This window comes from Streptomyces sp. NPDC030245, from assembly GCF_055572995.1.
Genome location: NZ_JBVICF010000010.1, coordinates 261,617 through 284,988, shown reverse-complemented (window position 1 = coordinate 284,988; position 23,372 = coordinate 261,617). Strand labels below are relative to the sequence as shown.

The following is a 23,372-nucleotide window of genomic DNA, read 5'->3' as shown; positions in this document are numbered from 1 at the left end:
AACCATGTACACCCGGTCATGGCGCCCCCTCGCCGCCCAGGACGCCGTCGGCACCCCCTCCTTCGTCGCCGACCACGGACTGTGGAGCGAGGAACAGCTCGCCGCCGCCGAACAGATCGAGGCCGACCTCGCCCACCTCGACTTCGTCCGCCTGGTCTTTGCCGACCCGCACGGCCTGGCCCGCTCCAAGACCCTGACCGCCGACACCTTCCGCTCCGTGCTGCGCAACGGCATGAACTTCAGCCCCGGCCCCTTCCTCTTCGACACCGGACACGCCATCGCCGTCGACTTCCTGGGCGAGCCGGGCCTGGGCGTGGAAGAACTCGCCGGCGCCGGCAACTTCCTCCTCGTACCCGACCCGCTGACCTTCCAGCCGCTGCCCGGCAGCTCGCCGCGCACCGCCTGGGTCATCGGCGACGAATACCTGCGCGAGGGCAGCGCGCACCCGCTGTCCGCCCGCGCCGTCCTGCGCCGCCTGGAAGCCGCCTACCACGCCCACGGCCACACACCGGTGGTGGGCCTGGAAGTCGAGTGGTACCTCACCCGCCTGCTGGAGAGCGAACCGGGCAACCGGGGCAACGGCTTCGGCCTTCAGGGCCAAGCCCCCCACGTCGCCCCGCTCAACGCCGGCTACCAGTTCAACCTCGACGCCCGCTACGACTCCGTCGCCCACCTCACCGACCCGCTGGCGATGCACCTGAGCGCGCTCGGCCTGCCGCTGCGCTCCATGGAACACGAATCGGGCCCCGGCCAGGTCGAGACCACCTTCAGCCCGATGTCCGCCCTGGACACCGCCGACGCGATGCTGCTGTTCCGCACCACCACCAAACACTGGTGCGCCCGGCGCGGCCACCACGCCTCCTTCATGTCCCAGCCGCGCCTGGACGCCTTCGACCCCAGCGGCTGGCACCTGCACCAGTCCGTCCTGGACACCGCCGACGGACGCAACCTCTTCGCCGCCGAAGGCCCCGCCGGCGGCCTCTCCCCGCAGGCCAAGGCCTACGCCGAGGGCCTGCTGGCCTGGAGCCGGGAACTGTTCATGCTCTCGGTGCCCACCGTCAACGGCTACCGCAGGCTCAACTCCCGCCACACCCTGGCCCCCACCCGCATGGACTGGAGCACGGAGGACCGCAGCGTCATGCTCCGCGTGGTCGGCGGCGGCACCGGCGCCCACATCGAAAACCGCAGCGGCGAACCGTGCGCCAACCCCTACCTCGCCATCGCCGCCCAGCTCTTCGCCGGCCTGCAAGGCCTGACCGGAGCCACCGGGACGGACAGCGGCGAACCGCCCGCGGCCACCGCGCAGCACGTGCCGCAGTCCCTGCACGAAGCCCTGGACGCCTTCCGCACCGGACGCGCCGCCCAGCTCCTCGGCCACCCCCTGGCGGCCTGCCTGACCCGGCTCAAGGAGAGTGAACTGCACCGCTACCAGACCTGGTGCGCCACCACCGGCACCGACGACACCCACGTCACCGAATGGGAACAGCGCGAGTACTTCGAGGCGTACTGACAACCGGAGAACAGAGGACGTCGCATGCTTGCCCGATACACCCTGCCCGAGATGGCGGATCTCTTCTCCGACCAGTCCCGCTACGCCACCTGGGTCCGCGTCGAGATCCTGGCGACCGAGGCCCAGGTGCGCCTGGGACGCGTCCCCGAAAACGCCCTGGCCGACATGTGCCGGGCCCCGGTGCCGCTCGCCCACCGCATCGCCGAGATCGAGAAGGACCGCGACCACGAGGTCCTGTCCTTCCTGGCCGCCTACTGCGAGAACATCCCCGACTCCTCGGCCCGCTGGGTCCACCTGGGCATGACCAGCTACGACCTGGTGGACACTGCTCTTGGCCACACCCTGGCCCGCGCCACCGACCTGCTCACGGCGGCCGGCCGGCGCCTGCGCCGCACCCTGGTGAGCAGAGCGCTGGAACACTTCGACACCCTCATGGTCGGCCGCACCCACGGCATCCACGCCGAGCCGACCACCTTCGGCCACAAACTCGCCGGCTACGCCTTCGCCGTCGACCGCTCCCTGCACCGGCTGGCGGCCGCCCGCGAGGCCGTCGCGGTGGGCACGATCTCCGGCTCGGTGGGCACCTACGCGCTCATCGACCCTTTTGTGGAGGAGTACGTGTGCCAGGCGCTGGGCCTGGGCATCGAGCCCGCGCCCAGCCAGGTCGTCGCCCGCGACCGGCACGCCCAACTCGTGCAGGCCGTCGCCGCGCTGGGCGCCTGCGTCGAACAGATCGCCCTGGAGCTGCGGCTGTTGCAGCGCACCGAGGTCGCCGAGGTCGAGGAGCAGCGCGCCCCCGCCTACCAGGGCTCCAGCGCCATGCCCCACAAACGCAACCCCACCACCAGCGAACGGCTGTGCGGCCTGGCCCGCCTGCTGCGCGGCTACGCCACCACCGCCCTGGAAGACGTCGCCCTGTGGCACGAGCGGGACCTGGCCCACCAGTCGGTCGAGCGGGTCATCCTGCCCGACAGCCTGGCCGTCGCCCACTTCCAGGCCACCAAGGCCCAGGAGCTGGTGGCGGGCCTGCGCGTGAACACCCAGGCGATGCGGGCCGCCCTGGAGCGCACCGGCGGCCTCATCTACAGTTCGGCCGTCCTGGTGGAACTGCTGGGCGAGGGCACCGAGCGCGAGCACGCCTACCGCTCGGCGCAGACCGCCGCGAACCGCACCGCGGCCACCGGCACCCCCTTCACCGACGCCCTGGCCCACGAGGGCGTCGAACTGCGCCAACAGCTGCGGCCCGAACGGTTCCTCATCCACCACGACGTCATACGGCGGCGATTGGAGAAGCTCGATGAGCTGGAAGACTGAACGCGTCAACGGCGCCGACCTCGACCTGGACGATGTCCTGGCCGTCTACCACGCCTCCGGGCTGGGCGAGCGCCGGCCCGTGGAGGACCGCGAGCGGATGGCCGCGATGGTCCGCGAGGCCAACCTCGTCGTCGTCGCCCGGGAGGCCGACGGCACCCTCATCGGCATCGCCCGCAGCATCACCGACTTCGCCTACGTCACCTACCTCTCCGACATCGCCGTCATCCGCCGCCACCAGCGCTCCGGGGTGGGCACCGCCCTGCTGGAGGCCACCCGCCGCCAGGCCCCCGACGCCAAGGTGGTGCTCCTGTCGGCCCCCGCCGCCACCGGCTACTACCCGCGCGTGGGCTTCACCCGGCACGACTCGGCGTGGGTCCTGAGCCCCGGCCGGCCCCTCACCGGGCCGCCCACCCAGCCGTAACACGAGCCCGCACACCCGGGCCGCCGCAGACCGCACCGGCGGCCCGCCCGGGCACCGCACACTCCACGGGGGAGGCATGAGCCACATTCCGTCACCGGCACTGCTGGAGCCCTTCGCCCCCGTGCCCGAGGCCGCCCGGCCCGCCCCGCCGGGCGCCCCGGCAGCGGCCCGGGCCCCCACCGGCCTGCGCATCCTGGTGGTCGACGGCGACAGCGCCCTGGCCGGCTCCCTCACCGCCCAGCTGCGCCGCCACGGCCACGACCCCGTCGGCGTCCGGCACGGCAGCGCCGCCCTCGAGGCCTACGAGGACGTCGAACTGGTCCTCCTCGACCTCGACCTGCCCGACCTGGACGGCCTGGAGGTGTGCCGGGCGATCCGCGAGGTCAGCCGGGTCCCCATCATCATCGTCACCGCCCGCCAGTCCGAACTGGACTGTGTCCTGGGCCTGCACGCGGGCGCCGACGACTACGTCACCAAGCCCTACGGGCTGCGCGAACTCATGGCCCGTATCGAGGCGGTGATGCGCCGCACCCGCTGGCAGCCCGCCGCGGCCAGGGAACTGGACCACGGCCGGCTGCGCATCGACGTCGACTCCCGCCAGGTCACCGTCGACGACCGGCCCGTCGCCCTGACCCGCAAGGAGTTCGACCTGCTGTGCCTGCTGGCCTCCCAGCCCGACACGGTCATCCCGCGCAAGCAGCTTTTGCAGCAGGTGTGGGGCGACTCCTGGTCACGCCGCACCATCGACACCCACGTCAGCAGCCTGCGCGGCAAGCTCGGCGCCAGCGGCTGGGTCGTCACCGTGCGCGGGGTGGGCTTCAAACTCGGCACCGGATGAGCCCCCGCCACCCCCCCCGAACTCCCGCACTGCCACACCCTTTCGCCTTTTACGCCCACGCCCGAGCCGGCCGCGGTGCCCACCAGCCCAGGAGACACCATGATCACCCGACGCAGTGCCCTGAGCGCCACGCTCGCCACCACCGGCGTAGCACTGACCGGCGCCGGCCTCACCCCGCTCCTCGCCGCCCACGCCCGCCCCCGACCCGCCCCGCGCACAGCATCCCCCGCCCCCGCGGCGGCCTTGGAGAAGTTCCGGCGCCCCATGCCCCTGCTGCCCGTGAAGCAGCCCCACAGCCGCACCGGCAAAGCCGACGTGTACGTGATGACCATGCAAGCCGCCCGCGCCCAGATCCTGCCCGGCGCCCCCACCGACGTCCTCACCTACGACGGCCACTTCCCCGGACCGGTCATCAAGGCCCGCACCAACCGCCCCGTGCTGATCAGACAGCGCAACCGCCTCACCGTGCCGACCGCCGTCCACCTGCACGGCGCCGCGGTGCGCCCCGACAGCGACGGCGACCCGATGGACGTCATCGAACCCGGCGAGGACCGCCTCTACCACTACCCCAACCGGCAGCCCCACGCCCCGCTGTGGTTCCACGACCACGCCCACCACCTCGAAGCCGAGAACGTCTACCGCGGCCTGTCCGGCTGCTACCTGCTCACCGACACCACCGAACGCGCCCTGCCCCTGCCGCGGGGACGCTACGAAGTCGTCATCGCCCTGCGCGACGCCCGCTTCGACGCCCAGGGCCAACTCGCCTACGCCATGGGCGACCGCGGCCGCAACACCCTGCTGGCCAACGGCGTGCCCTACCCCTACTTCCAGGTCGCCGCCCGCAAATACCGGCTGCGCCTGCTCAACTCCTCCAACCAGCGCCGCTTCGAACTGCGCCTGGCCGACGGCGGCCCCCTCACCCAGATCGGCTCCGACGGCGGCCTGCTCACCGCCCCCCACACCACCGACCGCATCGCACTGTCCGCGGGCGAACGCGCCGACGTCATCGTCGACTTCTCCCGCTACCCCGTCGGCAGCGGCGTGGTGCTGACCAACACCACCGGCAGCGGACCGGCCCAGGACATCGGCGAAGTCCTGCGCTTCGACGTGGTGCGCACCGCCGCCGACCCCAGCGAGATACCCGACCGGCTGCGCACCCTGCCGCCGCTGCCCCGCCCCGACACCGAGCGCGAGGTGGTGCTGCGCATGGACGAGGGCGGCGAACACCCCGGCGCCTACATCGACGAGAAGGTCTTCGAGCCCGGGCGCGTCGACGCCCGCATCAAGTTCAACACCAGCGAGATCTGGACGGTCACCAACGCCAACGCCCGCGCCGAACACAACTTCCACCTGCACCTGGTGCAGTTCCGCGTCCTGGAACGCGCGGGCCGGCCGCCGGAGCCGGGGGAGAGCGGACTGAAGGACACGATCTTCCTCGCCCCCGGCGAAACCGTCCGCCTCCAGGCCGTCTTCGACACCTACCGCGGCCACTACCTCTACCACTGCCACATGTTCGAGCACGGCGTGCGGGGCATGATGGCCACCATGCACATCAGATGACGCGCTCAGGCCACAAGGAGGAGCCCGTGGACGCGCCGCCGGGCGAGGAGGCCGAGGGGACCAGGCACGGCCCTGGGCCACGCAGCGTACGCCTCGCGCTGATACCCCTGCTCCTCGCGATGCTGCCCTCCTCGCTGGGCACCACCATCGTGGCGACCTCGATGCCGACCATCGCCGGTGAACTGGGCGGCACCGCCTACCTGTCCTGGGCCGTCACCTCCTACACCCTGGCCGCCGCGGCCTCCGTCCCGCTGTGGGGCAAGCTCGGCGACATGTACGGGCGCAAGCGGTGGCTCGTCGTGGCGATGTCGGTGTTCCTGACCGGCTCCCTGCTGTGCGGGCTGAGCCAGGACATGCCGGAGCTGATCGCCGCCCGCGCCCTTCAGGGGCTGGGCGGGGGAGGGCTCGCGGTCGGCGTCATGGCGGTCATCGGCGAACTGATCCCGCCGCGCGAACGCGGCCGCTACCAGGGCATGATCACCAGCGTCATGGTGTTCTCCATGACCGTGGGCCCGCTGATCGGCGGCGCCCTCACCGACTGGGTCGGCTGGCGCTGGGCGTTCTGGGTCAACCTGCCCCTCGGCCTGCTGTCCCTGGTCCTGATCGCCCGCCTGGTGCGGGTGACCGGCCGGCGCAAGAAGGCCCACATCGACTACTGGGGCGCCCTGCTGCTGGTCGTGTGCATCGTCTCCTTCGTGCTCGTGGTCACCTGGGGCGGTGTCGAACACGCCTGGGACTCCACGCTGATCGTGTCCCTTGGCCTGCTGTCCGCCGCGGCGCTGGCCGGCTTCGTCCACGCCCAGTCCCGCGCCACCGAACCCGTCCTGCCCCCGCACCTCTTCCGCCGCCGCAACTTCTCCCTCATGGCCGCCCTCAGCTTCACCAACGGCTTCGTGATGTTCGGCGCCGTCCTCTACCTGCCGCTCTACCAGCAGGCCGTGCACGGCCTCTCCGCGACCGGCTCCGGCCTGCTCCTGCTGCCCATGCTCGCCGCCCTGGTGCTCGCCTCCCAGCTCTCGGGACGCACCGTCGCCCGCACCGGCCGCTACAAGACCTTCCAGCTCGGCGGTTCGGCCGCCACGCTCACCGGCACCCTGCTCCTGTCCCACCTGGGCACCAACACCTCCCGCCTCACCGCCGCACTCTTCATGGCCCTGCTCGGCGCCGGCATGGGCTTTCTGGGGCAGAACGTGATGACCGTCGCCCAGAACAGCGTCGACCCGCAGGACGTGGGCGTCGCCTCCGCCGCGATGACGCTCTTTCGCACCCTGGGCCAGTCGGTCGGCGTCGCCGTCATGGGCACCTTGTTCAACCACCGCGTACGCGAGGCGATGAGCGGGCACCCCGGCGCCGCGCCGGCCGACCGGCTGGACGCCGAAGGCATCGGCCGCCTGCCGGCCGGCCTGCGCGCCCTCTACCAAAGCGCCGTCGCCCAGGGCGTCCAGGGCGCCTTCCTGCTGGCCACCGGGGCCGCCGGCCTCGCCCTGGCTGCCGCGCTCCTGGTCCGCGAGGTCCCCCTGCGTACCCGCAAGCAGCCACAGCGGCGCTGAAACAGAAAAAGGCCGGCGCCGCGGCCCGAGAACAGTCGGGGACCGCGGCGCCGGCTTTCCGGGGTGCCGGCCCGCTCAGCGCGGGCTCGCCTCCACGATCGAGATCGCCGCCGGCGTCTGCACCACGCGCTCCAGTCGGAAGCCGGCCTTGCCCAGCAGCTCGGCGTACTGGTCGCGGGTGCGCTCCTTGCCGCCGACCAGCAGCATCAGCCACAGGTCGACCAGCTTGCCCGAGTGCGGGCCGTTGACCTTGTCGGGGATGACCATCTCCATCACCAGCAGACGGCCGCCGGGCTTCATCGCCTTGCGGACGTTGCCCAGGATCTCCAGGGCCTGCGGCTCCGGCCAGTCATGCAGGATGTGCTTGAGGATGTACGCGTCACCGCCCGCGGGCACCGCGTCGAACAGACCGGCCTCGGTGACCGTGCACCGGCCGGCCACGCCCTGCTCCGCCAGGAAGGCGGCGGCGTTGTTGGTGCCCACCCGCGGATCGCACAGGATGCCGCGCGCCGCGGGCGTCTTCTTCAGGACGCCGGCCAGCAGATCGCCCCGGCCGCCGCAGAAGTCGACCACGGTGCCGTAGCGCGCGAAGTCGTAGGCGGCCAGCAGCGGCTCGGTCTCCGTGCCCGACATCGCGCCCATGCCGTCGGTGAAGATGGCCCCGTACTCCGCGTTGGCCTCCAGATACTCGAAGGCGCCCATGCCGCGCAGCTTGGGCAGGCTCGGCTCACCGGTGCGCACCGCGTCGACCAGGTGGCCCCAGTCCTCCCAGTGGATGGGATGCCCCATCAGCCGGGCGATGCCGTACATGGACATCGGGGCGTCCTTGAGCAGCGCGCGGGCCATCGGGGTCAGCGCGAACCGCCCGTCCTTGTGCTCGGTGAAGATGTCGTAGGTCGCCAGCAGGCGCAGCAGCCGGTGCAGCGCCTCGGGGTCGGCGCCGGCCCGCTCGGCGATCTGCGCCGGCTTCAGCGGGCCGTCCACGAGGGTCTCCGCGACGCGCAGCTCGGCGGCCACGTGGATGGCCTGGCTGACCATGGCGCCCTGGACGAGTTCGAGCAGGGCGAACGGCGGCGGTGCGAGTCTGCGCGTCAGGCTCTGCAGAGCGGCGCGCACGCTTTCCACGGCGCGGACGACACGGGCGGGCGGCAGTGGCGGCATGGCATTCCTCCGGCTGGACGGTTGCTGGGACGAAAGGGAACAGGGACAAAAAGGGGGAGCCGAATGGGGCGGCGTGCCGGGTCAGTCCCGCAGCGCGCGGTCCACCAGCGCCCCCGCGGCGCCGGTGTACTGCCGCGGATCGAGCAGGTCCGCCAGCTCCTGGCCGCTCACCACGCCCTTCAGGCGCGGCAGTTGGGCCAGCACCTCGCCGAGCGGACGGGACTCGGCCCGCGCCCGCTCCAGGGCCTCGCCCAGCAGCTCCTTGGCCGCGGCCCGGCCCAGGCGGGGCGCCAGATACGCCGCCACACGCTCCGAGACGATCTGACCGGCCGTCATGTCGAGGTTGGCGCGCATCCGTTGCGGGTGCACGGTCAGGCCCGCCGCGAGCTCGGCGGCCGCGTGGGCGGCGCCCCCGGTCAGGCGCAGGCACTCGCGCAGCGGCTGCCACTCGGCGTGCCACAGCCCCGCCGAACGCTCGTCCTCGGTGGGCAGGCACTGCACCAGAACCGAGCTCAGCGCGGGCACCTGGACCGCGGCCGAGCGGATCAGGGTCGCAAGGACGGGGTTGCGTTTGTGCGGCATCGCCGAGGACACGCCCCGCCCCACCCCGCCGGGCTCGGCGACCTCACCGATCTCGGTACGGGCCAGGACCTGCACGTCCGCCGCCATCTTGCCCAGGGCGCCCGCGGTGTGCGCCAGGGCCGCCCCCAGGTCGGTGACCGGCGTGCGCAGCGCGTGCCAGGGCAGCGCCGGGCGGGCCAGGCCCGTCTCGGCGGCGAACGCCGAGGCCAGCTGCTCCACCACCGTCGCCCCGCTGCCGTCGCCGGAGCCGGGCGCGGCCTGCGCCGCGTACTGAAGGTAGCCCGCCAGCGTGCCCGCCGCGCCGCCCAGCGACACCACAAGTCCCTCATCGGCGACCCGCTCCAGGCGTACGGCCGCCTCCAGGACCAGCTGCCGCCAGCCGGCCGCCTTGAGCCCGAAGGTGGTGGGCACCGCGTGCAGGGCCAGGGTCCGCCCGGCCATCACCGTGTCGCGGTGCCCGGCCGCCAGCCGGGCCAGGGAGGCGGCCGTGGCCCGCAGGTCGGCGAGGATCAGCGGCAGGGCCCGGGCCGCCACCAGCATCGCGCCGGTGTCGAAGACGTCCTGGCTGGTGGAGCCGCGGTGCACATACTCGGCCGCCTCCGGGGCCCGCCGGGCGACCAGCTCGGTCAGCGCGGCCACCACGGCGACCACCGGGTTCGCCGTCTGCCGGGCGGCCAGGGCCATCTCCCGTACGTCGAAGTGCTCGGCCCGGGCGGCGGCGGTGATCGCCTCGGCGGCCGCGGCGGGCACCGTGCCCAGGCGGGCCTGCGCCCGGGCCAGGGCCGCCTCCGCGTCCAGCATCGCCTGCAACCAGGCCCGGTCCCCGACCGCGGCCTCCACCTCGGTGCCCACCCGGACCGGCGACAGCAGCCCGGCATCCGGCTGCACCGCGGGCGCGGACCGTGCGCGGTCGCTGTGTGTCGTATTCACGGCTGCACCTCTCTCGTCTCGCGCGCGGGAGTTGTCCCGGGCGTGGGCCGCGGGCCGGGAGCCGCCGCGGGCAGCGCGAGGACCGCGCCCGCGATGGCGTCGGAGTCCTCCAGCGTCACCGAGCCCACCCCGGGCCGGATCCCGGCGGCCGTGACCCAGTGCACCGACTCCGTGGGCACCCCGTAGGCGAAGCGCCGCGGATGCGCCGCCCCGGCGCCGCTCAGCAGCCGGTAGGAGCGCGTCACGGCCAGCCCGCCCGTCTCGTACTCCTGAACGCGGTAGGGGGCGCACTGCCCCGACTCCAGCAGCTGCCGCAGCAGCGGGTCGGCCGTGCGGCGCAGGTCGGTGTCGGGCAGCCGGGCCTCGATCAGCGCGGTGGCCCGCACCCGCACACCGGGGATCCGTGCCGACGTCCCCACAAAGCCCGCCCCCTGCCCCGCACCGTCCCCGCCGGTGGTGGTGACGCGGATGCCGGGACAGGACACATCGAGCACCCCGGCCTCCATGAGCGCGAGCATCTCCTCCACCCGCCCGGCGGGCGGCCCGATCGACAAGTACGCGTTCAGCGGCGTGTACCAGCCCTCCAGCTCGTCGCGGTGCGAGGCGGCCGCCAGACCGCCGTGGTCCACCGCCAGCCGGATCTCGTTGCGCAGATCCCGCAGCACGTCCAGGGCGGCCTTCAGCGGCCCGCGCACATTGCCCCGGCGCGCCTCGCGAACATCGCGCACCAGGTACTCCCGCAGCCAGCCCCGGAACTCCGCCAAGTCGGCGAAGCGACGAGGCCCGTACGGACGGGCGATGGCCTCCCAGTCCCAGCGCTCCCGCTCACCGATCCCGGCGCCCGCCAGCACCTTCTCCCGCGCCCGCCCCGGCGCCGCGGCCAGGAAACGCGCGGCGAACCGGGCCACCGCCGCCCGGTGTTCGCCGCGGGCGGCCAGCAGCGCCTCGTAGTACACGCACTGCACCTCGGTGGAGATCAGCGGCCACAGGTCCTCGGCGAACCGCAGCGGCCCTTGGCCCGCCGCGCGCAGCGCCGCGACATGCTCGACGGTCAGCAGCCGCGGCCGGTAACGGCCGTGGGCGCCCTTCTCGTTGTCGCCGCGCGAGTGGTAGGGCACACCGCGCCGCGACCCGGCGTGCAGCCGCGGCTCGCGCCCCGAGGGCCGGTAGACCAGCCGCCCTTCGACCCGCTCGAACCTGCCGCCCCTGCCATGGGTGAACAGCGACATGTAGTCGAAGAAGTTCAGGCCGAGCCCGCGCAGCAGCACGTCCTGGCCCGGCGCGATGCGCGAGAGGTCCACATCGGCGGGGTTGGCCGGAGGCACGTAGACCAGAGCGTGCCGGGCGGCGAACTGAGCCAGCTCACGCTCGTGTTCACCCGCGCGCACGGGCAGATGCCCCTGCGCGAGCACCACCGCCGACAGCCCGCCCAGCCGCCTGCCGTCCTCCAGCACCACCACCTGCGCCCCGCCGCCGGGCCCTTCCTCCTCTTCCAGGGCCACCGCCCGCACCCGGTGCACCCGGATCGCCACATGCACCGGCGCGTTCGCCACGACCTGCTGGAACGCCCAGGTCAGATACCGCCCGTACAGGGCGCGGGTGGGATAGGTGTCCGGCCCCAGCGCCCGGGCCTCGGCCAGCACCTCCGGGTCGTGGGGTGTGGCGGGACCGGGCGCGACGGCGCCCCGGCCCAGCGCCCTGGCCCACTCATAGAGGCTGGGCCCCTCCTCCAGCGGGCCGCGGATGCTGACACTGCCGTCGGTGTACACCGTCACCTGCGAGGCGACGGTGTTCATCAGCAGATGCGGCGACTGCGCGGGCCGCCACACCCGGCCCGCACCGGGCGGCTCGGGATCGACGACGTGCACGGTCACCCGCTCCCACAGCGGGGACTTCCGCTCCTGCGCGCAGACCCGTTCGAGCACGGAGAACCCGCGCGGGCCGGCTCCGACCAGACACACCTGGGTGTGCCGGCCGCTCACCAAGGTGTGCCGCCCGGCGCATCGCCGTGAACCAAGGGACCTGTGGGCATGGTCGCGTGCTCCTTGTCGCGGAGGGCATACCTGGCCTGAGAGCAACCGCCGAGCGGTGCGCACCCACACTCCCGACGGGTTCAGGAGGCCTGCTCAACCAGCACTCGCGTCCCGGCGGAGCACCGCGTGAACCGACAAGGGCGATACGGGAAAAACGATGCGGGAAAACAGCGCGGCACCCCGAGCCGACGGCAGCCGGCGCATCCCGTCCGGATCACCCATGGGGGAGAAAGCGCATTCTGCGGTCCTGGAGCGCTCTCACGCGATTATCGGAACTCCGCCGGCAGGCGCGGGCGCAGGAATGCGTGAATGCGGACATGGCGCCGCCTCGGACGCCACTCCGTCCGCCGCGGCGGACAGGGCACAATCCCGCAGACCTTATTACACGCGCGCACGGCAGGGGAGACCCCAGGTACGGAAGGACAGCGGAGGTATTACCTCCGCTTCAGCCGGGACCGCCTCACCCTTCCCCCAGGGAAGCACTTGCCGCACCCGCCAATGAGTCGACACAATTCCGCTGGCCCGTGAGCTATCGGTGGACAACGGCGAAAGCCACATCAGCGGGATACCTGAAAAGCGGTGGAGTATCTGCGGATCCGGGCCGCATCAGCGGCTGACGTACCCCACGGATCGGTGAGCAGAGAGAGGCTGTGAAGTCTGCCATGCCCCATGCACATGCGCTGCAGATCAGATTCGGTGCCGGCTCGCAAACGCGAAGCCGCCGGATTCTAGGAGGAATCTGTGAGGGTAAAGGTCCTCGGCCCGCTTGGTGCCGATGTTAATGGTGTGAGTGTTGTGCCAACCGCAAGCAAGCCCCGGCAGATCCTGGCACTTCTGGCCCTCTACCCGAGGCGGGTCGTGCCGATCTCGACACTCATGGAGGAGATCTGGGGAGTCGACCTGCCCGCGAGCGCCATGACGACCCTCCAGACGTACATCCTCCAGCTGCGCCGGCGCCTCGGCACGGCCATGGGGCCCGACGCCCCGCGCAGCGCCAAGGACGTCCTGGTCACCCGGTACGGCGGATATCTCCTCCAGATCCCGCCCGAACAGGTCGACGTCCACGGCTACGAACGCCTGGTGGCCGCCGGACAGCGCGCCTTCGACAGCGGCGACGACCAGGCGGCGGCCACCCTCTTCCGGCGCGCCCTGGACCTGTGGGACGGGGCCGCACTGGTCGACGTGCGGATGGGCTGCGTGCTGGAGATCGAGGCCACCCGCCTGGAGGAGAGCCGCCTGGTCACCCTGGAGCGGCGGATCGACGCCGAGCTGCGCCTGGGCCGGCACTGTGAGTTCCTCGCGGAGCTGAGCGACCTGATCGCACGGCACCCCCGGCACGAGGGCCTGCACTCCCAGGCGATGGTGGCGCTGTACCGCTCGGGCCGGCAGGCCTCGGCCCTGGACGTCTACCAGAGCCTGCGGGCCCGCCTGATCGAGGACCTGGGGGTGGAGCCGTCGCCGCAGTTGCAGCGGCTTCATCAGGCGATCCTCACGGTCGACCCGCGCCTGGACGTGATCGCAGGCCCCCGGCCCTCGTCCACGTTCGACCGCTACGCGAGCTGAGCGGCCCGGCGACCGCTACGCGAGCTGAACGGGCCGGGCAAGCAGCGCCGTCGGCGGCATCGGCAGGCCCCCGGGGAGGACGTTCTCCGCGGGGGAGATGCCGCCGACCAGCCACCCAACACCGCAGGGGCGGCCCGCACGGGCGAACCGACTGCGGCCCGCACGGGCGAACCGACTGCGGAATTTCCTCAGTTCGGGAGCCGGCGCCCACGCCGACGGGCACGGGCGGGCGGCCCGGGTCCCGCGGGCCCTAGGGGGAAGCCGGCGAACACTCGTCGCAGACGAGCTCCATGCGCATCGCTATGCAGTTCCACTGCGCCGCGCACGCACGGGCCAGCGCGGCGATCTTCCGCGCCTGATGCGGCGGAGCTTGCAGCACCAGACCGGGATCGGTCTTGCGGATGATGCGGGCCTCCAGCCAGCGGATCATCTCCCGCCCGTCGTTGCTGTACTTCAGGGCGGGGTCCCGCTTCAGCGACTCGAGCTGGGCGAGGGTGTCGACGAGCACACCCATCGCCTCGAAAGCGCCCTGCGGCACCCGAGGCTTCGCCGCGGCGCCGGACGGTGGCCCTTCCTCCCTGCACAACCGTTTCTGCGCGTCCCGGGCCGCGGGCACGGACATGCCCGCCGTCTCGGCGGCCTCCCGGGTCTTCCGCAGGACGATGTCCGGCTCCTGGTCCGGAATTCCGACGGTTTTCTGCCGCCCCTTATGGGAATTGAGCGGCCGGACCCGGCCGTCGCGCCCGACCCTCAAGGGGGCCTGGGCGATCTGTCCCGCGAATTTCCGGCGTAACACCCCGACGGTCTTCCCGGAAAGCCCGGTCTTCACGGCGACCGCCCGGTCCGACCACTCGGGGAAACTCTCCAGGATCTTCATCGCCGACTTCTTGCGGTCGGAGAGGGAAAGGGCGAGGCCGTGCTTCAAGTTCAGCTCGACGGCCAAGAGGAACGCTTCACGGTTCGATCCCTCGAAGAAGCGGACCTCAATGGTTTCCCGGCCGTTCAGCCGCGCCACGTGCAGCCGGTGCATTCCGTCGATGACCTTCATGGTCGAACGGTGCACGATGATCGGCGGAAGTTTATCGGGGCAGGAAGCCAGCGTGCGCACATGATCCTGGTCGACACCGCCGAGACGAGGGGAATCCGCGTCGCGGAGCAGGTGGATCGGAATCTGGGTGATTGAAGCGGAAACTTCGGTCGAGTGGCCGGGCCCGACGGGCCGGCAGAACTGATCTTTAGGAAGTTCCCCCCCAGGGGTGGTCTCCCCTGGCATTCCGATCATCACGCTGCTTCTCCTCCCCCGGACCGAAGCGCATAACGCGGCGAGAGTATCATGAGATTCCGCCATGAACAGAGAACTCTTCCGGGATTTCATGCAATTGCGTTATGCCCCTTTTTTCCGGAGAACGCCTGTGGCGGCAGAGCCCCCGCGCACCCGCCGGAACGCCCGCGGGACGCCCCGCCCACGCCCCTCGTCCGCCACCCCGCCCCGCCCCTCAACACGCCCGGGAGCAGCGCCGACCCGCCCGACCCGCCCCCGCCGCACCACCCCGGGCCCCCGCCTCTGCGCCCGGCCCCCGCACCCCGCGCCTTCCCTCCCGCCGCCCGCCCGTCGCGCCCCCACACATTCAGCCATGTGACGCCCACCCCGAGAGTCGATCTCCGGCGTACGTGTTTGTGAACCGCGAAGCGGGGTGGGGGCTCCGACTGCGACGAGGCCGCGGGGCTGTGGGGGCCTCCCGGCCGCAGAGGCCACGCGTTTCCCGACGCGCCTCGGCTTCGCTGTCAGGGCAGCAGGACGACCTTGCCGAGGTTGGCGCGGGCTTCGATGATCTCGTGTGCTCGTGCCGCGTCGGCCAGCGGAATGCGGGCGTGGACGGCCGGCTGCAACTGTCCGGACAGGGTCAGCTTCCACAACTGCTCGCCGTGCCGGTCGTAGAGCTCGCGCTGCGTGCCGGCAAACCTCGCCATGGTGAGCCCGGTGATGGTTTTCGACCCTGCCAGGAGGTCGAAGGCCGGCACGGTGCCGCCGCCCGAGTTGAAGAAGACGAGCCGCCCGCCGGGTGCAAGGGCCGAGACGGCGCGCGGGAGCAGCTCTCCGCCGACTCCGTCCAGGACCACGTCGACCGGCTCCCCCCAGTCTTCGCTGTCATAGGTCACGACCTCGTCGGCGCCCAGACCGCGCAGGAACTCCGCCTTGGTGTGCGAACTCACGGCCGCGACGACCCGTCCGATGCCCTGGAGCTTGGCCAGTTGGACCGCGAGATGTCCCACTCCGCTCGCGGCGCCCGTGATCAGGACCGACTCGCTCGCAAGAGGGCGGGCCGTGGCGAGGGCGGCGAAGGCGACATGTCCACTGCGCATCAGCGCGACGGCCTGGACGGCGGTCGCCCCCTCCGGTATGCGGCTCGCCATGAAGCCGGGGGCGATGGCGAGTTCGGAGTACGAGCCGCCGCGGAAAGTGAGCGACGTGACGCGGTGGCCGACCTCGAAATCCCTCACGTCCGGACCGAGCGCGATCACCGTCCCGGCGACCTCGCCTCCAAGGACGCCCGGCAGCGGCGCCCTGGCGTCTTCTCCGCCTTCTCCGCGCACCTTGCGCACGGAGGGAAGGGTCACGCCGATGGCTTCCGTGCGGACCAGCAGTTCCCCCGGGCCGGGCTCGGGGGCCTCCGCGTCTTCGACACGGAGCACTTCCGGACCGCCGTGCTCGTAGAACCGGACACGCCGCATACACACCTCCAGATCATTGGGGGACCCAACGATAACGAGGAATCGTAGGGGCCCCCAATGATTTTCTGGCTACTCTGGCTCCATGCCCGAGACCCCCCGCGCTCCCGCCCGTATCCGCTCCCTGCCCAGCTGGCTCCTGGGCCGTGCCGCGGCCCGGGGGCACCGACTCGTCGCCGAGGCCCTCGCTCAGGCGGGCATGCGGATGATGCACCATGCCGTCCTGTCGGCCGTCGCCGAATTGGGTCCCGTATCGCAGGCCGAGCTGGGCCGCAGCCTGAACATCGACCCCAAGGACATGGTCACGATCCTCAACGACCTCCAGAACGACGGCCTGGTGACCCGCGCGCCGGACACCAGGGACCGCCGCAAGAACGCCATCTCCCTTTCGCCGAGCGGAAAACGGCGCCTGCTGCAAACGGAGAAACTGGGCCGTGAGGCGAACGACGAGCTGACCGCCGCCTTGACCCCTGCCGAGCGAACCCAGCTCATGGCTCTCCTCTCCCGGATCGTCGAGCAGGAAGAGCCCTGCGCCGAGACCGCCCCAGGGGGCGAGTAGCAACTCGCCGCGCATGCCCGGGAAGACAGTCGAGCGCACGAGGACGGACCCGACTGACGGACCCGACTGACGGAGCCGGCTGACGGGCCCAAATCCGGGAGTCGTTTGTGCCCGAATATCCCACTGTGGCCGGTGAGTCGGACGGTTAGCCTGACTCCACTCGCGCGGCCGGCCGGTGAGAGCCGGCCGCGCGCCGGCCGGAGCGGAAGGGGAGCACCTGTGGCGAACGAGGACACCAGGGAAGCCGAGCAGGCGGCCCGAGGGCACGTGGCCCAGCTGGCCTTCGGGAACATGGTGGTCCAGACCCTGCGCGTCGCGACACGGCTGAAGGTGTTCGACCTGATCGGCGACGAGGAACGTACGGCCGCCGAGGTGGCCGCAGCGGCCGGCGCCCAGCCGCAGGCCATGAACCGGCTGCTGCGGGCCCTGGCCGGCCTCGGCCTCCTCACCGAGCGGGCCCCGGGTTCCTTCGCGGCCACGCCCGCGGGCACCCTGCTCGACACGGGCCGCCCCGACTCCATGGCGGCCCTGGTGGGCATGCTCACCGACCCCGAGATCCTGCGCCCCTGGGAACTCCTGGAGCAGGGCATACGGACCGGTGCCAGTACGTTCGAGACGGTCTTCGGCCAGGACTTCTTCTCCTACATCAAGGAACGCCCGGAGCTGTCCGCGCAGTTCAACACCGCGATGAGCCAGGGCACCGCGGCGACCGCCGCCGCGCTGCCGCACGCCTTCGACTTCGGCCGGTTCGCGAAGGTCACCGACGTCGGCGGTGGCGACGGCACACTGCTGACCGCGGTGCTCCGCGCGCATCCGGCCCTGAGCGGAGTCGTCTTCGACTCGCAGGAGGGACTCGCCCAGGCCCCCGAGAGGCTGCGGGAGCACGACCTCACGAGCCGGTGCACCCTGGTGGCCGGGGACTTCTTCAAGTCGGTGCCCGAGGGGTCCGACGTCTATCTGATCAAGAGCGTGCTGCACGACTGGTCCGACGACCTGGCGGCGACCATCCTGCGCAACTGCCGCGAGGTGCTGCCCCCCGACGGGCGGGTGCTGATCGTGGATCCCGTGCTGCCCGAGATCGTCGACCCGCGGACCGCCGGCCTCACCTACCTGAGCGATCTCCATATGCTCGTGGGCGCGGGCGGCCGGGAACGCACGCGCAAGGACTTCGAGGAACTGTGCGCCCGGGCGGGACTCACGATCGTGTCGGTACGCCCGATCGACGAGGCCTACGGGTTCGGCCTCATCGAGGCGAAGGCGGCGTAGCCGGGCCCGCCCCACCCCTGGCCCGACCGGGCGACGTGTAGTCCGCGCCGCTGGACATCGCCCCGCCCACACCCGGACGCACCGGCTCGACCCCAACACGATGCCACCCAGGGAGAACTGGGCACGGCGACCTGTAACAGCCCTCGAACGCGCCCTCGAACGCGCTTCGAAGGGCGGGGGGAGGAGGGCCGGATAGGGTGACATCCGCCGACTGGCAAGGCGATGGGGGCAACGGTGCGCATAGCGGTGACGGGGGCAGCGGGAGGCCTGGGCGGGCGGGTGGTGCAGTTGCTCGCGGGCCGGGACGGCGTGGACGTCGTAGCGGTCACCAGGCGGAAGCTGCCCACCGCGGCGGTGCCGCCGGGGGTGGAGGTCGCCGTCGCCGACTACGCCGATCCGCCCGCGCTGCGCGCGGCGTTCAAGGGCGTGGACACCCTTGTCCTCGTCTCCAGTGACGGGCCCGACGCGCGGATGCTGCTGCACCACCGCAACGTGGTCGCCGCCGCGGCAGCCGAGCGCGTCGGTCACGTGGCGGCGCTGAGCAGCATCGACGCCGACGCCACATCCCCGTTCTGCTACGCCGTGGTCAACCACCTCACCGAGGACCTGCTCCGGGCCTCCGGCATCCCGTACTCGTTCGCCAGGGCGGCGCTCTACATCGAGTTCTTCCAGCACTGGCTCACCGAGGCCCGCACGACCGGGCTGCTGCGCCTCCCGGCTGCGGACGGCCGGATCTCCCTGGTGGCCCGTGACGACGTGGCCCGCGCCCTCACCGCACTCGCGACCGCAGAGCCGACCGGCCGCCACCATGACATCACCGGCCCGGACGTGACCGACCTGGCCGGCATCGCCTCGGTCGCGGCGACGGCATGGGGAAGACCGGTCACGTACGAAAACATCCCACCGGAGACATTCCACACCCAGACCGCGGCGACCGGCCTGGACCCCTGGTGGGGCTACGCCTTCTCCTCCATGTTCGCCTCGGTGCGCGAACAGCGCTGGGACCGCGTCTCCAACGACTACACCCAGCTGACCGGCTGCCTTCCCCTGGCACTTGGCGATGTCCTTCGTGGAGATCGGGGACCCGTGGGCGCGACGGACTCGTAGAGGCCGCGGTGCCGCGTCGGTCCTTGCTCATGCCGTCTCGTGGTGGAGGGGATCCAGGGCGGTGAGTTCCTCCTGCGACAGGCGCAGGGCGCCGGCGGCGACGTTCTGGACGAGGTGGTCGAGGTCGCCGGTGCCGGGGATGGCCAGGACGTGGGAACCCTGGTGCAGCGTCCACGCCAGCCGGATCTGGGCCGCGCTCACACCGTGGGCACGGGCGACGGCCTGCACCTGCGGGCTGTGCTCGGTGCTCGCGCCGGCGGTGCGTCCGGTGCCGGCGATCGAGTAGAACGGCACGAACGCGATGCGCTGTGCACCGCACAGGTCCAGGAACTCCTTCTGCTCGGGCGATGCGCCGATGCCGTACATGTTCTGGACGCAGACCACCGGCGCGATGCGCTGGGCCTCGGCCAGGTGGTGGGGGCGGATGTTGGACAGGCCCAGGTGACGGATGAGTCCGGCCTCGCGCAGGTCGGCGAGTGCGCCGAAGCGTTCGGCGATCGAGTCGGTCCCGACGATGCGCAGGTTCACCACGTCGAGGTGGTCGCGGCCGAGCTGGCGCAGGTTCTCCTCGACCTGGCCGCGCAGCTGCTCGGGGGTGGCGTGCGCCAGCCACTGGCCCGAGGGGTCGCGGCCCGGCCCGACCTTGGTGGTGATGACGAGGTCGTCCGGGTAGGGGGCCAGCGCCTGGTTGATCAGCTCGTTGGCCGAGCGCAGCGGTGAGAAGTAGAACGCGGCGGTGTCGATGTGGTTCACGCCGAGCTCGACGGCCCGGCGCAGCACACGGACCGCCTGGCCGCGGTCGCGTGGTACGGCATCGGCCGCGAACGCCTCGCCGTGCTGCGGCAGCCGCATCGCGCCGAACCCGATCCGGTGGACCGTCAGGTCGCCGAGCTGCCAGGTGCCCGATGCCGCCGCGGTGATCGTCTGTGAGGTCATGGCGGGATGATCTGCGCACGGTAGGCTGGCCGGCCATTGATTCAGGCATGGGTGAATCCATCGAGGAGGGGTCGTTCTGGCGGAGCTGGCGTTCTCGACGAGCGATCTGGCGCGGGTGCGTTTCGCGGTCTCACCCATGTGGGAGGTCGCGCCCAGCTTCCGGCTGCTGCGATCCGGCACCGCGCATCCGGTGCACCGCGCCTGGGCCGAGCAGGTACGCCCGCGTCTGGTGGCCGCCGGGCTGGACCGGGGCTGGCTCGGCGAGCTGGTCCCGCCCGGCGGCGGTTACGTCCCCGACTTCCTCAACCCGGCCCCCACCGGCCCGGCGCCCGCCCCGGCGGCAGAGTGGGCCGCGATCCGGGCCGCGCCCGCCGACCGAGTGCGCCGGGACCTCGACCACCTGGCCCGCCACCAGGGAACCCTCGGCCCCCGGCTGCGAGCCCTGCGCCAGGACCCGCAGGCACTCCTCGCCAAGGTCACAGAAGAGCTCGAAACCTACTGGGAACTGGCGCTGGCCCCCTACTGGGCGCGCATCCGGGCGGTCCTGGACGCGGACATCCTGCACCGGGCCCGCCTGGCCGCCGAGCACGGCGCCGGCCACCTCCTCGACGACCTGCACACGTCCGTGAGTTGGGACGGCAACGCGCTGCGGATGGCCCACCGCAAGCAGCCACTGACCCGCACGACGGCGGGCACGGGACTGCTGCTGATCCCCTCGGCCTTCACCGGACCGAGGCTGCGCACCCGCACGACACTGCCGGATCCGCCCCAACTCGCCTATCAGGCACGCGGTGTCGGCTCGCTCTGGCAGGCGCGGCCCGTCCCACGGGCCGACACCCTCCGCGCCGTGCTGGGCCGCTCGCGCACCCTGCTGCTGACCGAGCTGGAGATCCCGGCCTCCACCACACAGCTGGCACACCGCACCGGGCTCTCCCCGGCCGGGGTGTCCCAATGTCTCACCGCACTGCGCGACGCGGGCCTGGTGAGCGCCCACCGGGCCGGCCGTTCCGTCCTCTACGCCCGCACCACCGCAGCCGAAACCCTCCTCCAAGCGGCCTGCGCCTGACCGCACGCCGGACCGGCCGTGGCTCACCGAGCAGGGCGGACAGGCCCGCGTCGACCTCGCGCGCGCCCGGGCAGGTGCCGGGGCCCGGGGCGATGCGGGGGATCACCCCACCGGTTGATTCGTCCGCTCCCGCAACGCCGAGGCCATGAAATGGCAGCGCTCCTTGTTGCGGCGCCGCATCCAGAGGATCCAGCAGCAGAACGCGCCCACACCGGCAGCGAAGAGGAGCGAGGGGACCAGCGAGCCGGTGGCCGTGCCGAGCACGAGCATGACCACCGCGATGAAGCCCATGACGCCCAGCCAGTACGGCAGCCACCGCCCTGTCCGCTCCAGCCGCCTCTGGTGTTCGGCGACCAGACGTCGCATCGTCGCCCGTTCCGCGGGGTCGCTCGGCACCTCGCGGTGCCGGATCCTGCGGTTGAGCTCGGTGACCGCGCGGGGGTGCGAGCCGACGGCGCGGCTGATCCCGCGGCGCTGGAAGACAAGGCCGGCGACGGCGGCCCCGGTGTAGATCGCACCTTGGATCAGCCAGCGCGCGGGATGTGTGTCGGGCCGGAACAGGGCGATGATCCCCACGCTCAGCGGGAAGATCAGCAGTGCCTGCGCGAACAGGCTGCGGTCGAGCCAGCGCCTTAAGCCGTGCACGGCCGGTGCCTCCTTGGAATCAACGGGCTGGTGCTCTCGTGCCGAGTGGCCGGGTACCCCGGCCGGGCGGGGGTATGGGCGGGCGCCGTTGGTGAGCCGACGGATTCCGCGGCGCCCGGTCCGCGCACCAACTGGACGCCACAGCAAGCGGCTTGCGACGCCGGCCGGGCCGGCGGGGGCTTGTGGCAAGATCGCGGGATGCTACGACTCACCGACTTCATCATCGACTGCCCGGACACGATGGAACTGGCAGCCTTCTACTCCGAGGTGGTGGGGCTCCCCGTCAAGGAGGGCAGTGACGAGAACTGGGCCGGTATCCGGTTCGGCGAGATCGAACTGGCCTTCACCAAGGTGGAGGAGTACCGCGCCCCGCAGTGGCCCGGCAACGAGCACCCCAAGCAGTTCCACCTCGACTTCGAAGTCGACGACATCGAGGCCGAACAGCACCGCGTCCTGGCCCTGGGTGCGACCCTGGAGCGGGACTGCGTCGACCCCGACGGCTACGGCTTCCGCGTCTACACCGACCCCGTCGGCCACCCCTTCTGCCTCTGCCGCAACAAGGGTGTCACCTGGACCGATCAGGGCCCCCGCTGGCCCGAGCGCGACCAGTAGGCCGCGGCAACGGGCTCGCGGCAACGGGCTCGCGGCAACGGGCTCGCGGCAACGGGCTCGCTCGCAGGAAGGGTCCTTACCGCACCACGACGTTGTCCGCGGCCGAAGTCGACGGCCCGGTGGTGGTGTTGCCGTAGTACACCCAGCGCCACGCGCCCGTCTTGGACGCCTTCACGGTCGTTCTGAGAGCCCCCGAGCCGTTGGCGCGCACCTTCTTCACCGTGGTGTAGGAGGTGGCTCCGCTGGGCTTGAACTGCAAGGTCACCAGGCGGCTTCCGTAGGAGCCGTACTTCTTCGTCTCCCAGTTGGCCCGCGTCACCTTGCCGGTCACGGTGATGGTCCTGCCCTTGGCCACCGGCTCGGGCGCGGCGTTCACGCTCAGGCGGGAGTTGCGCTTGACGTAGGCGGTCAGGCCCTTGTCGTCCGTGTCACCGCCGCCGCCCTTGAAGCCGACTTCGGCCGCCACCTTCCAGGCTCCGGCCTCGCTGTTGCGCATGTCCCACACGCTGGGGTCGAAGTACATCGTCTCGTCGAAGTCGCAGACGCCCCTGCTCACCTCGTGGCAGTCGCTCGTCTCGATGGCGTGCCACAGTCGTTCATCGGTATTGCCGCGGTACAGGAACACCGCCGACCACTTCCACTTGTGGGTGGTCGTCATCCGGAAGGAGGTGGGCACCGCGACCTCCTCGGACACCCCGATCACGATCGGCTTGCCGCCGTTCACCTGGACGCGGGTGAAGGAGACCCCGCCCTCGGCCGCCCCGGCCGGCACCGCGGCCACGCCCGTGAACACCGCCGCGGCGCCACCGGCCACGACAGCTCTCCAGACCTTCTTGCCCACTTGATCTCCGATCCCTGCATCTCTGCATCGCTGTACTTCTGTGTCTCTGTACCGAAGGCGCCGGAAAGCCCTCCTCCGGCGCCTTTCAGACAGGCGGGGTCGACACGGGGTTGCGCACCCGTGGATCACGATCGGGCATCAAGGACCG

The 23,372-nt window shown here is 71.9% G+C and carries 20 protein-coding genes; 12 read left to right on the top strand and 8 right to left on the bottom strand.

Features of this window, described 5'->3' with window-relative positions:
- Positions 1–4 precede the first annotated feature (4 nt).
- The 6 genes from ACZ4Z4_RS26630 to ACZ4Z4_RS26605 all read left to right on the top strand — a co-directional run bounded on the left by ACZ4Z4_RS26630 (position 5) and on the right by ACZ4Z4_RS26605 (position 7,193).
- A complete protein-coding gene (locus ACZ4Z4_RS26630) occupies positions 5–1,510 on the top strand; it encodes a glutamine synthetase family protein (protein WP_468332257.1) in 1,506 nt (501 codons plus the stop codon).
- 24 nt (positions 1,511–1,534) lie between these two features.
- Positions 1,535–2,824 (top strand): adenylosuccinate lyase, encoded by a 1,290-nt coding sequence (gene purB, locus ACZ4Z4_RS26625; RefSeq protein ID WP_468332254.1) that lies wholly within the window; start codon positions 1,535–1,537, stop codon positions 2,822–2,824.
- Positions 2,808–3,245: a GNAT family N-acetyltransferase gene (locus ACZ4Z4_RS26620; protein WP_468332251.1), complete on the top strand. Its 438-nt coding sequence runs from the start codon at positions 2,808–2,810 to the stop codon at positions 3,243–3,245. The genes purB and ACZ4Z4_RS26620 overlap by 17 nt, the downstream gene beginning before the upstream one ends.
- 76 nt (positions 3,246–3,321) lie before the next feature.
- A complete protein-coding gene (locus ACZ4Z4_RS26615) occupies positions 3,322–4,083 on the top strand; it encodes a response regulator (RefSeq protein ID WP_468332248.1) in 762 nt (253 codons plus the stop codon).
- A gap of 99 nt (positions 4,084–4,182) precedes the next feature.
- Positions 4,183–5,643 carry a multicopper oxidase family protein gene (locus ACZ4Z4_RS26610; RefSeq protein WP_468332245.1) on the top strand — a complete coding sequence of 487 codons (1,461 nt, stop codon included), beginning with the start codon at positions 4,183–4,185 and terminating at the stop codon, positions 5,641–5,643.
- Positions 5,644–5,669: 26 nt separating this feature from the next.
- Positions 5,670–7,193 (top strand): MDR family MFS transporter, encoded by a 1,524-nt coding sequence (locus ACZ4Z4_RS26605; RefSeq protein ID WP_468332242.1) that lies wholly within the window; start codon positions 5,670–5,672, stop codon positions 7,191–7,193.
- A gap of 75 nt (positions 7,194–7,268) precedes the next feature.
- On the opposite strand, the gene ACZ4Z4_RS26600 is transcribed toward ACZ4Z4_RS26605, so the two are convergent.
- The 3 genes from ACZ4Z4_RS26600 to ACZ4Z4_RS26590 form a co-directional block, all read right to left on the bottom strand.
- Positions 7,269–8,354, bottom strand: coding sequence for a methyltransferase (locus tag ACZ4Z4_RS26600; protein ID WP_468332239.1), 1,086 nt, complete (start codon positions 8,352–8,354; stop codon positions 7,269–7,271).
- A gap of 81 nt (positions 8,355–8,435) precedes the next feature.
- A complete protein-coding gene (locus ACZ4Z4_RS26595; protein ID WP_468332236.1) occupies positions 8,436–9,866 on the bottom strand; it encodes a nitrosuccinate lyase in 1,431 nt (476 codons plus the stop codon).
- Positions 9,863–11,848 carry an FAD/NAD(P)-binding protein gene (locus tag ACZ4Z4_RS26590; protein ID WP_468332233.1) on the bottom strand — a complete coding sequence of 662 codons (1,986 nt, stop codon included), beginning with the start codon at positions 11,846–11,848 and terminating at the stop codon, positions 9,863–9,865. Before ACZ4Z4_RS26590 ends, ACZ4Z4_RS26595 begins: the two co-directional genes overlap by 4 nt.
- Before the next feature lie 792 nt (positions 11,849–12,640).
- Here ACZ4Z4_RS26590 and ACZ4Z4_RS26585 point away from each other — a divergent pair.
- Positions 12,641–13,462 (top strand): AfsR/SARP family transcriptional regulator, encoded by an 822-nt coding sequence (locus ACZ4Z4_RS26585; RefSeq protein WP_468332230.1) that lies wholly within the window; start codon positions 12,641–12,643, stop codon positions 13,460–13,462.
- A gap of 250 nt (positions 13,463–13,712) precedes the next feature.
- Here the strand turns inward: ACZ4Z4_RS26585 and ACZ4Z4_RS26580 are convergent, their stop codons facing one another.
- Together ACZ4Z4_RS26580 and ACZ4Z4_RS26575 are read right to left on the bottom strand one after the other, a co-directional pair.
- Positions 13,713–14,747 (bottom strand): ParB/RepB/Spo0J family partition protein, encoded by a 1,035-nt coding sequence (locus ACZ4Z4_RS26580; RefSeq protein WP_468332228.1) that lies wholly within the window; start codon positions 14,745–14,747, stop codon positions 13,713–13,715.
- A gap of 500 nt (positions 14,748–15,247) precedes the next feature.
- Positions 15,248–16,195 (bottom strand): quinone oxidoreductase family protein, encoded by a 948-nt coding sequence (locus ACZ4Z4_RS26575; RefSeq protein WP_468332225.1) that lies wholly within the window; start codon positions 16,193–16,195, stop codon positions 15,248–15,250.
- Between the two features lie 82 nt (positions 16,196–16,277).
- Here ACZ4Z4_RS26575 and ACZ4Z4_RS26570 point away from each other — a divergent pair, with 82 nt between their 5' ends.
- From ACZ4Z4_RS26570 to ACZ4Z4_RS26560, 3 genes are all read left to right on the top strand, one after another.
- Entirely contained in the window at positions 16,278–16,751 is a 474-nt protein-coding gene (locus ACZ4Z4_RS26570; RefSeq protein WP_468332222.1) for a MarR family winged helix-turn-helix transcriptional regulator, read from the top strand.
- A gap of 219 nt (positions 16,752–16,970) precedes the next feature.
- A complete protein-coding gene (locus ACZ4Z4_RS26565; RefSeq protein WP_468332219.1) occupies positions 16,971–18,017 on the top strand; it encodes a methyltransferase in 1,047 nt (348 codons plus the stop codon).
- A 246-nt stretch (positions 18,018–18,263) separates the two neighbouring features.
- Positions 18,264–19,124 carry an NAD(P)H-binding protein gene (locus tag ACZ4Z4_RS26560; RefSeq protein ID WP_468332216.1) on the top strand — a complete coding sequence of 287 codons (861 nt, stop codon included), beginning with the start codon at positions 18,264–18,266 and terminating at the stop codon, positions 19,122–19,124.
- A 27-nt stretch (positions 19,125–19,151) separates the two neighbouring features.
- Here ACZ4Z4_RS26560 and ACZ4Z4_RS26555 read toward each other — a convergent pair whose 3' ends face one another.
- Positions 19,152–20,060 carry an aldo/keto reductase gene (locus ACZ4Z4_RS26555; protein ID WP_468332213.1) on the bottom strand — a complete coding sequence of 303 codons (909 nt, stop codon included), beginning with the start codon at positions 20,058–20,060 and terminating at the stop codon, positions 19,152–19,154.
- A gap of 136 nt (positions 20,061–20,196) precedes the next feature.
- Here ACZ4Z4_RS26555 and ACZ4Z4_RS26550 point away from each other — a divergent pair, with 136 nt between their 5' ends.
- Positions 20,197–21,126: an ArsR/SmtB family transcription factor gene (locus tag ACZ4Z4_RS26550; protein ID WP_468332210.1), complete on the top strand. Its 930-nt coding sequence runs from the start codon at positions 20,197–20,199 to the stop codon at positions 21,124–21,126.
- A 102-nt stretch (positions 21,127–21,228) separates the two neighbouring features.
- Here ACZ4Z4_RS26550 and ACZ4Z4_RS26545 read toward each other — a convergent pair whose 3' ends face one another.
- Positions 21,229–21,771 carry a hypothetical protein gene (locus tag ACZ4Z4_RS26545; RefSeq protein ID WP_468332207.1) on the bottom strand — a complete coding sequence of 181 codons (543 nt, stop codon included), beginning with the start codon at positions 21,769–21,771 and terminating at the stop codon, positions 21,229–21,231.
- Between the two features lie 198 nt (positions 21,772–21,969).
- Between ACZ4Z4_RS26545 and ACZ4Z4_RS26540 the strand changes: the two genes are divergently transcribed.
- Positions 21,970–22,383, top strand: coding sequence for a VOC family protein (locus tag ACZ4Z4_RS26540; protein ID WP_468332204.1), 414 nt, complete (start codon positions 21,970–21,972; stop codon positions 22,381–22,383).
- 76 nt (positions 22,384–22,459) lie between these two features.
- On the opposite strand, the gene ACZ4Z4_RS26535 is transcribed toward ACZ4Z4_RS26540, so the two are convergent.
- The gene (locus ACZ4Z4_RS26535) at positions 22,460–23,224 is read right to left on the bottom strand and encodes a hypothetical protein (protein ID WP_468332202.1); all 765 of its coding nucleotides are present in this window, start codon (positions 23,222–23,224) and stop codon (positions 22,460–22,462) included.
- Positions 23,225–23,372 lie beyond the last annotated feature (148 nt).

What these genes read in the sequence shown, in the direction of transcription:
- ACZ4Z4_RS26630 (WP_468332257.1), top strand. Translation starts at nt 5, where the DNA reads ATGTACACCCGGTCATGGCGCCCCCTCGCCGCCCAGGACGCCGTCGGC.
- purB (WP_468332254.1), top strand. Translation starts at nt 1,535, where the DNA reads ATGCTTGCCCGATACACCCTGCCCGAGATGGCGGATCTCTTCTCCGAC.
- ACZ4Z4_RS26620 (WP_468332251.1), top strand. Translation starts at nt 2,808, where the DNA reads ATGAGCTGGAAGACTGAACGCGTCAACGGCGCCGACCTCGACCTGGAC.
- ACZ4Z4_RS26615 (WP_468332248.1), top strand. Translation starts at nt 3,322, where the DNA reads ATGAGCCACATTCCGTCACCGGCACTGCTGGAGCCCTTCGCCCCCGTG.
- ACZ4Z4_RS26610 (WP_468332245.1), top strand. Translation starts at nt 4,183, where the DNA reads ATGATCACCCGACGCAGTGCCCTGAGCGCCACGCTCGCCACCACCGGC.
- ACZ4Z4_RS26600 (WP_468332239.1), bottom strand. Translation starts at nt 8,354, where the DNA reads ATGCCGCCACTGCCGCCCGCCCGTGTCGTCCGCGCCGTGGAAAGCGTG.
- ACZ4Z4_RS26575 (WP_468332225.1), bottom strand. Translation starts at nt 16,195, where the DNA reads ATGCGGCGTGTCCGGTTCTACGAGCACGGCGGTCCGGAAGTGCTCCGT.
- ACZ4Z4_RS26570 (WP_468332222.1), top strand. Translation starts at nt 16,278, where the DNA reads ATGCCCGAGACCCCCCGCGCTCCCGCCCGTATCCGCTCCCTGCCCAGC.
- ACZ4Z4_RS26555 (WP_468332213.1), bottom strand. Translation starts at nt 20,060, where the DNA reads ATGACCTCACAGACGATCACCGCGGCGGCATCGGGCACCTGGCAGCTC.
- ACZ4Z4_RS26550 (WP_468332210.1), top strand. Translation starts at nt 20,197, where the DNA reads ATGTGGGAGGTCGCGCCCAGCTTCCGGCTGCTGCGATCCGGCACCGCG.
- ACZ4Z4_RS26540 (WP_468332204.1), top strand. Translation starts at nt 21,970, where the DNA reads ATGCTACGACTCACCGACTTCATCATCGACTGCCCGGACACGATGGAA.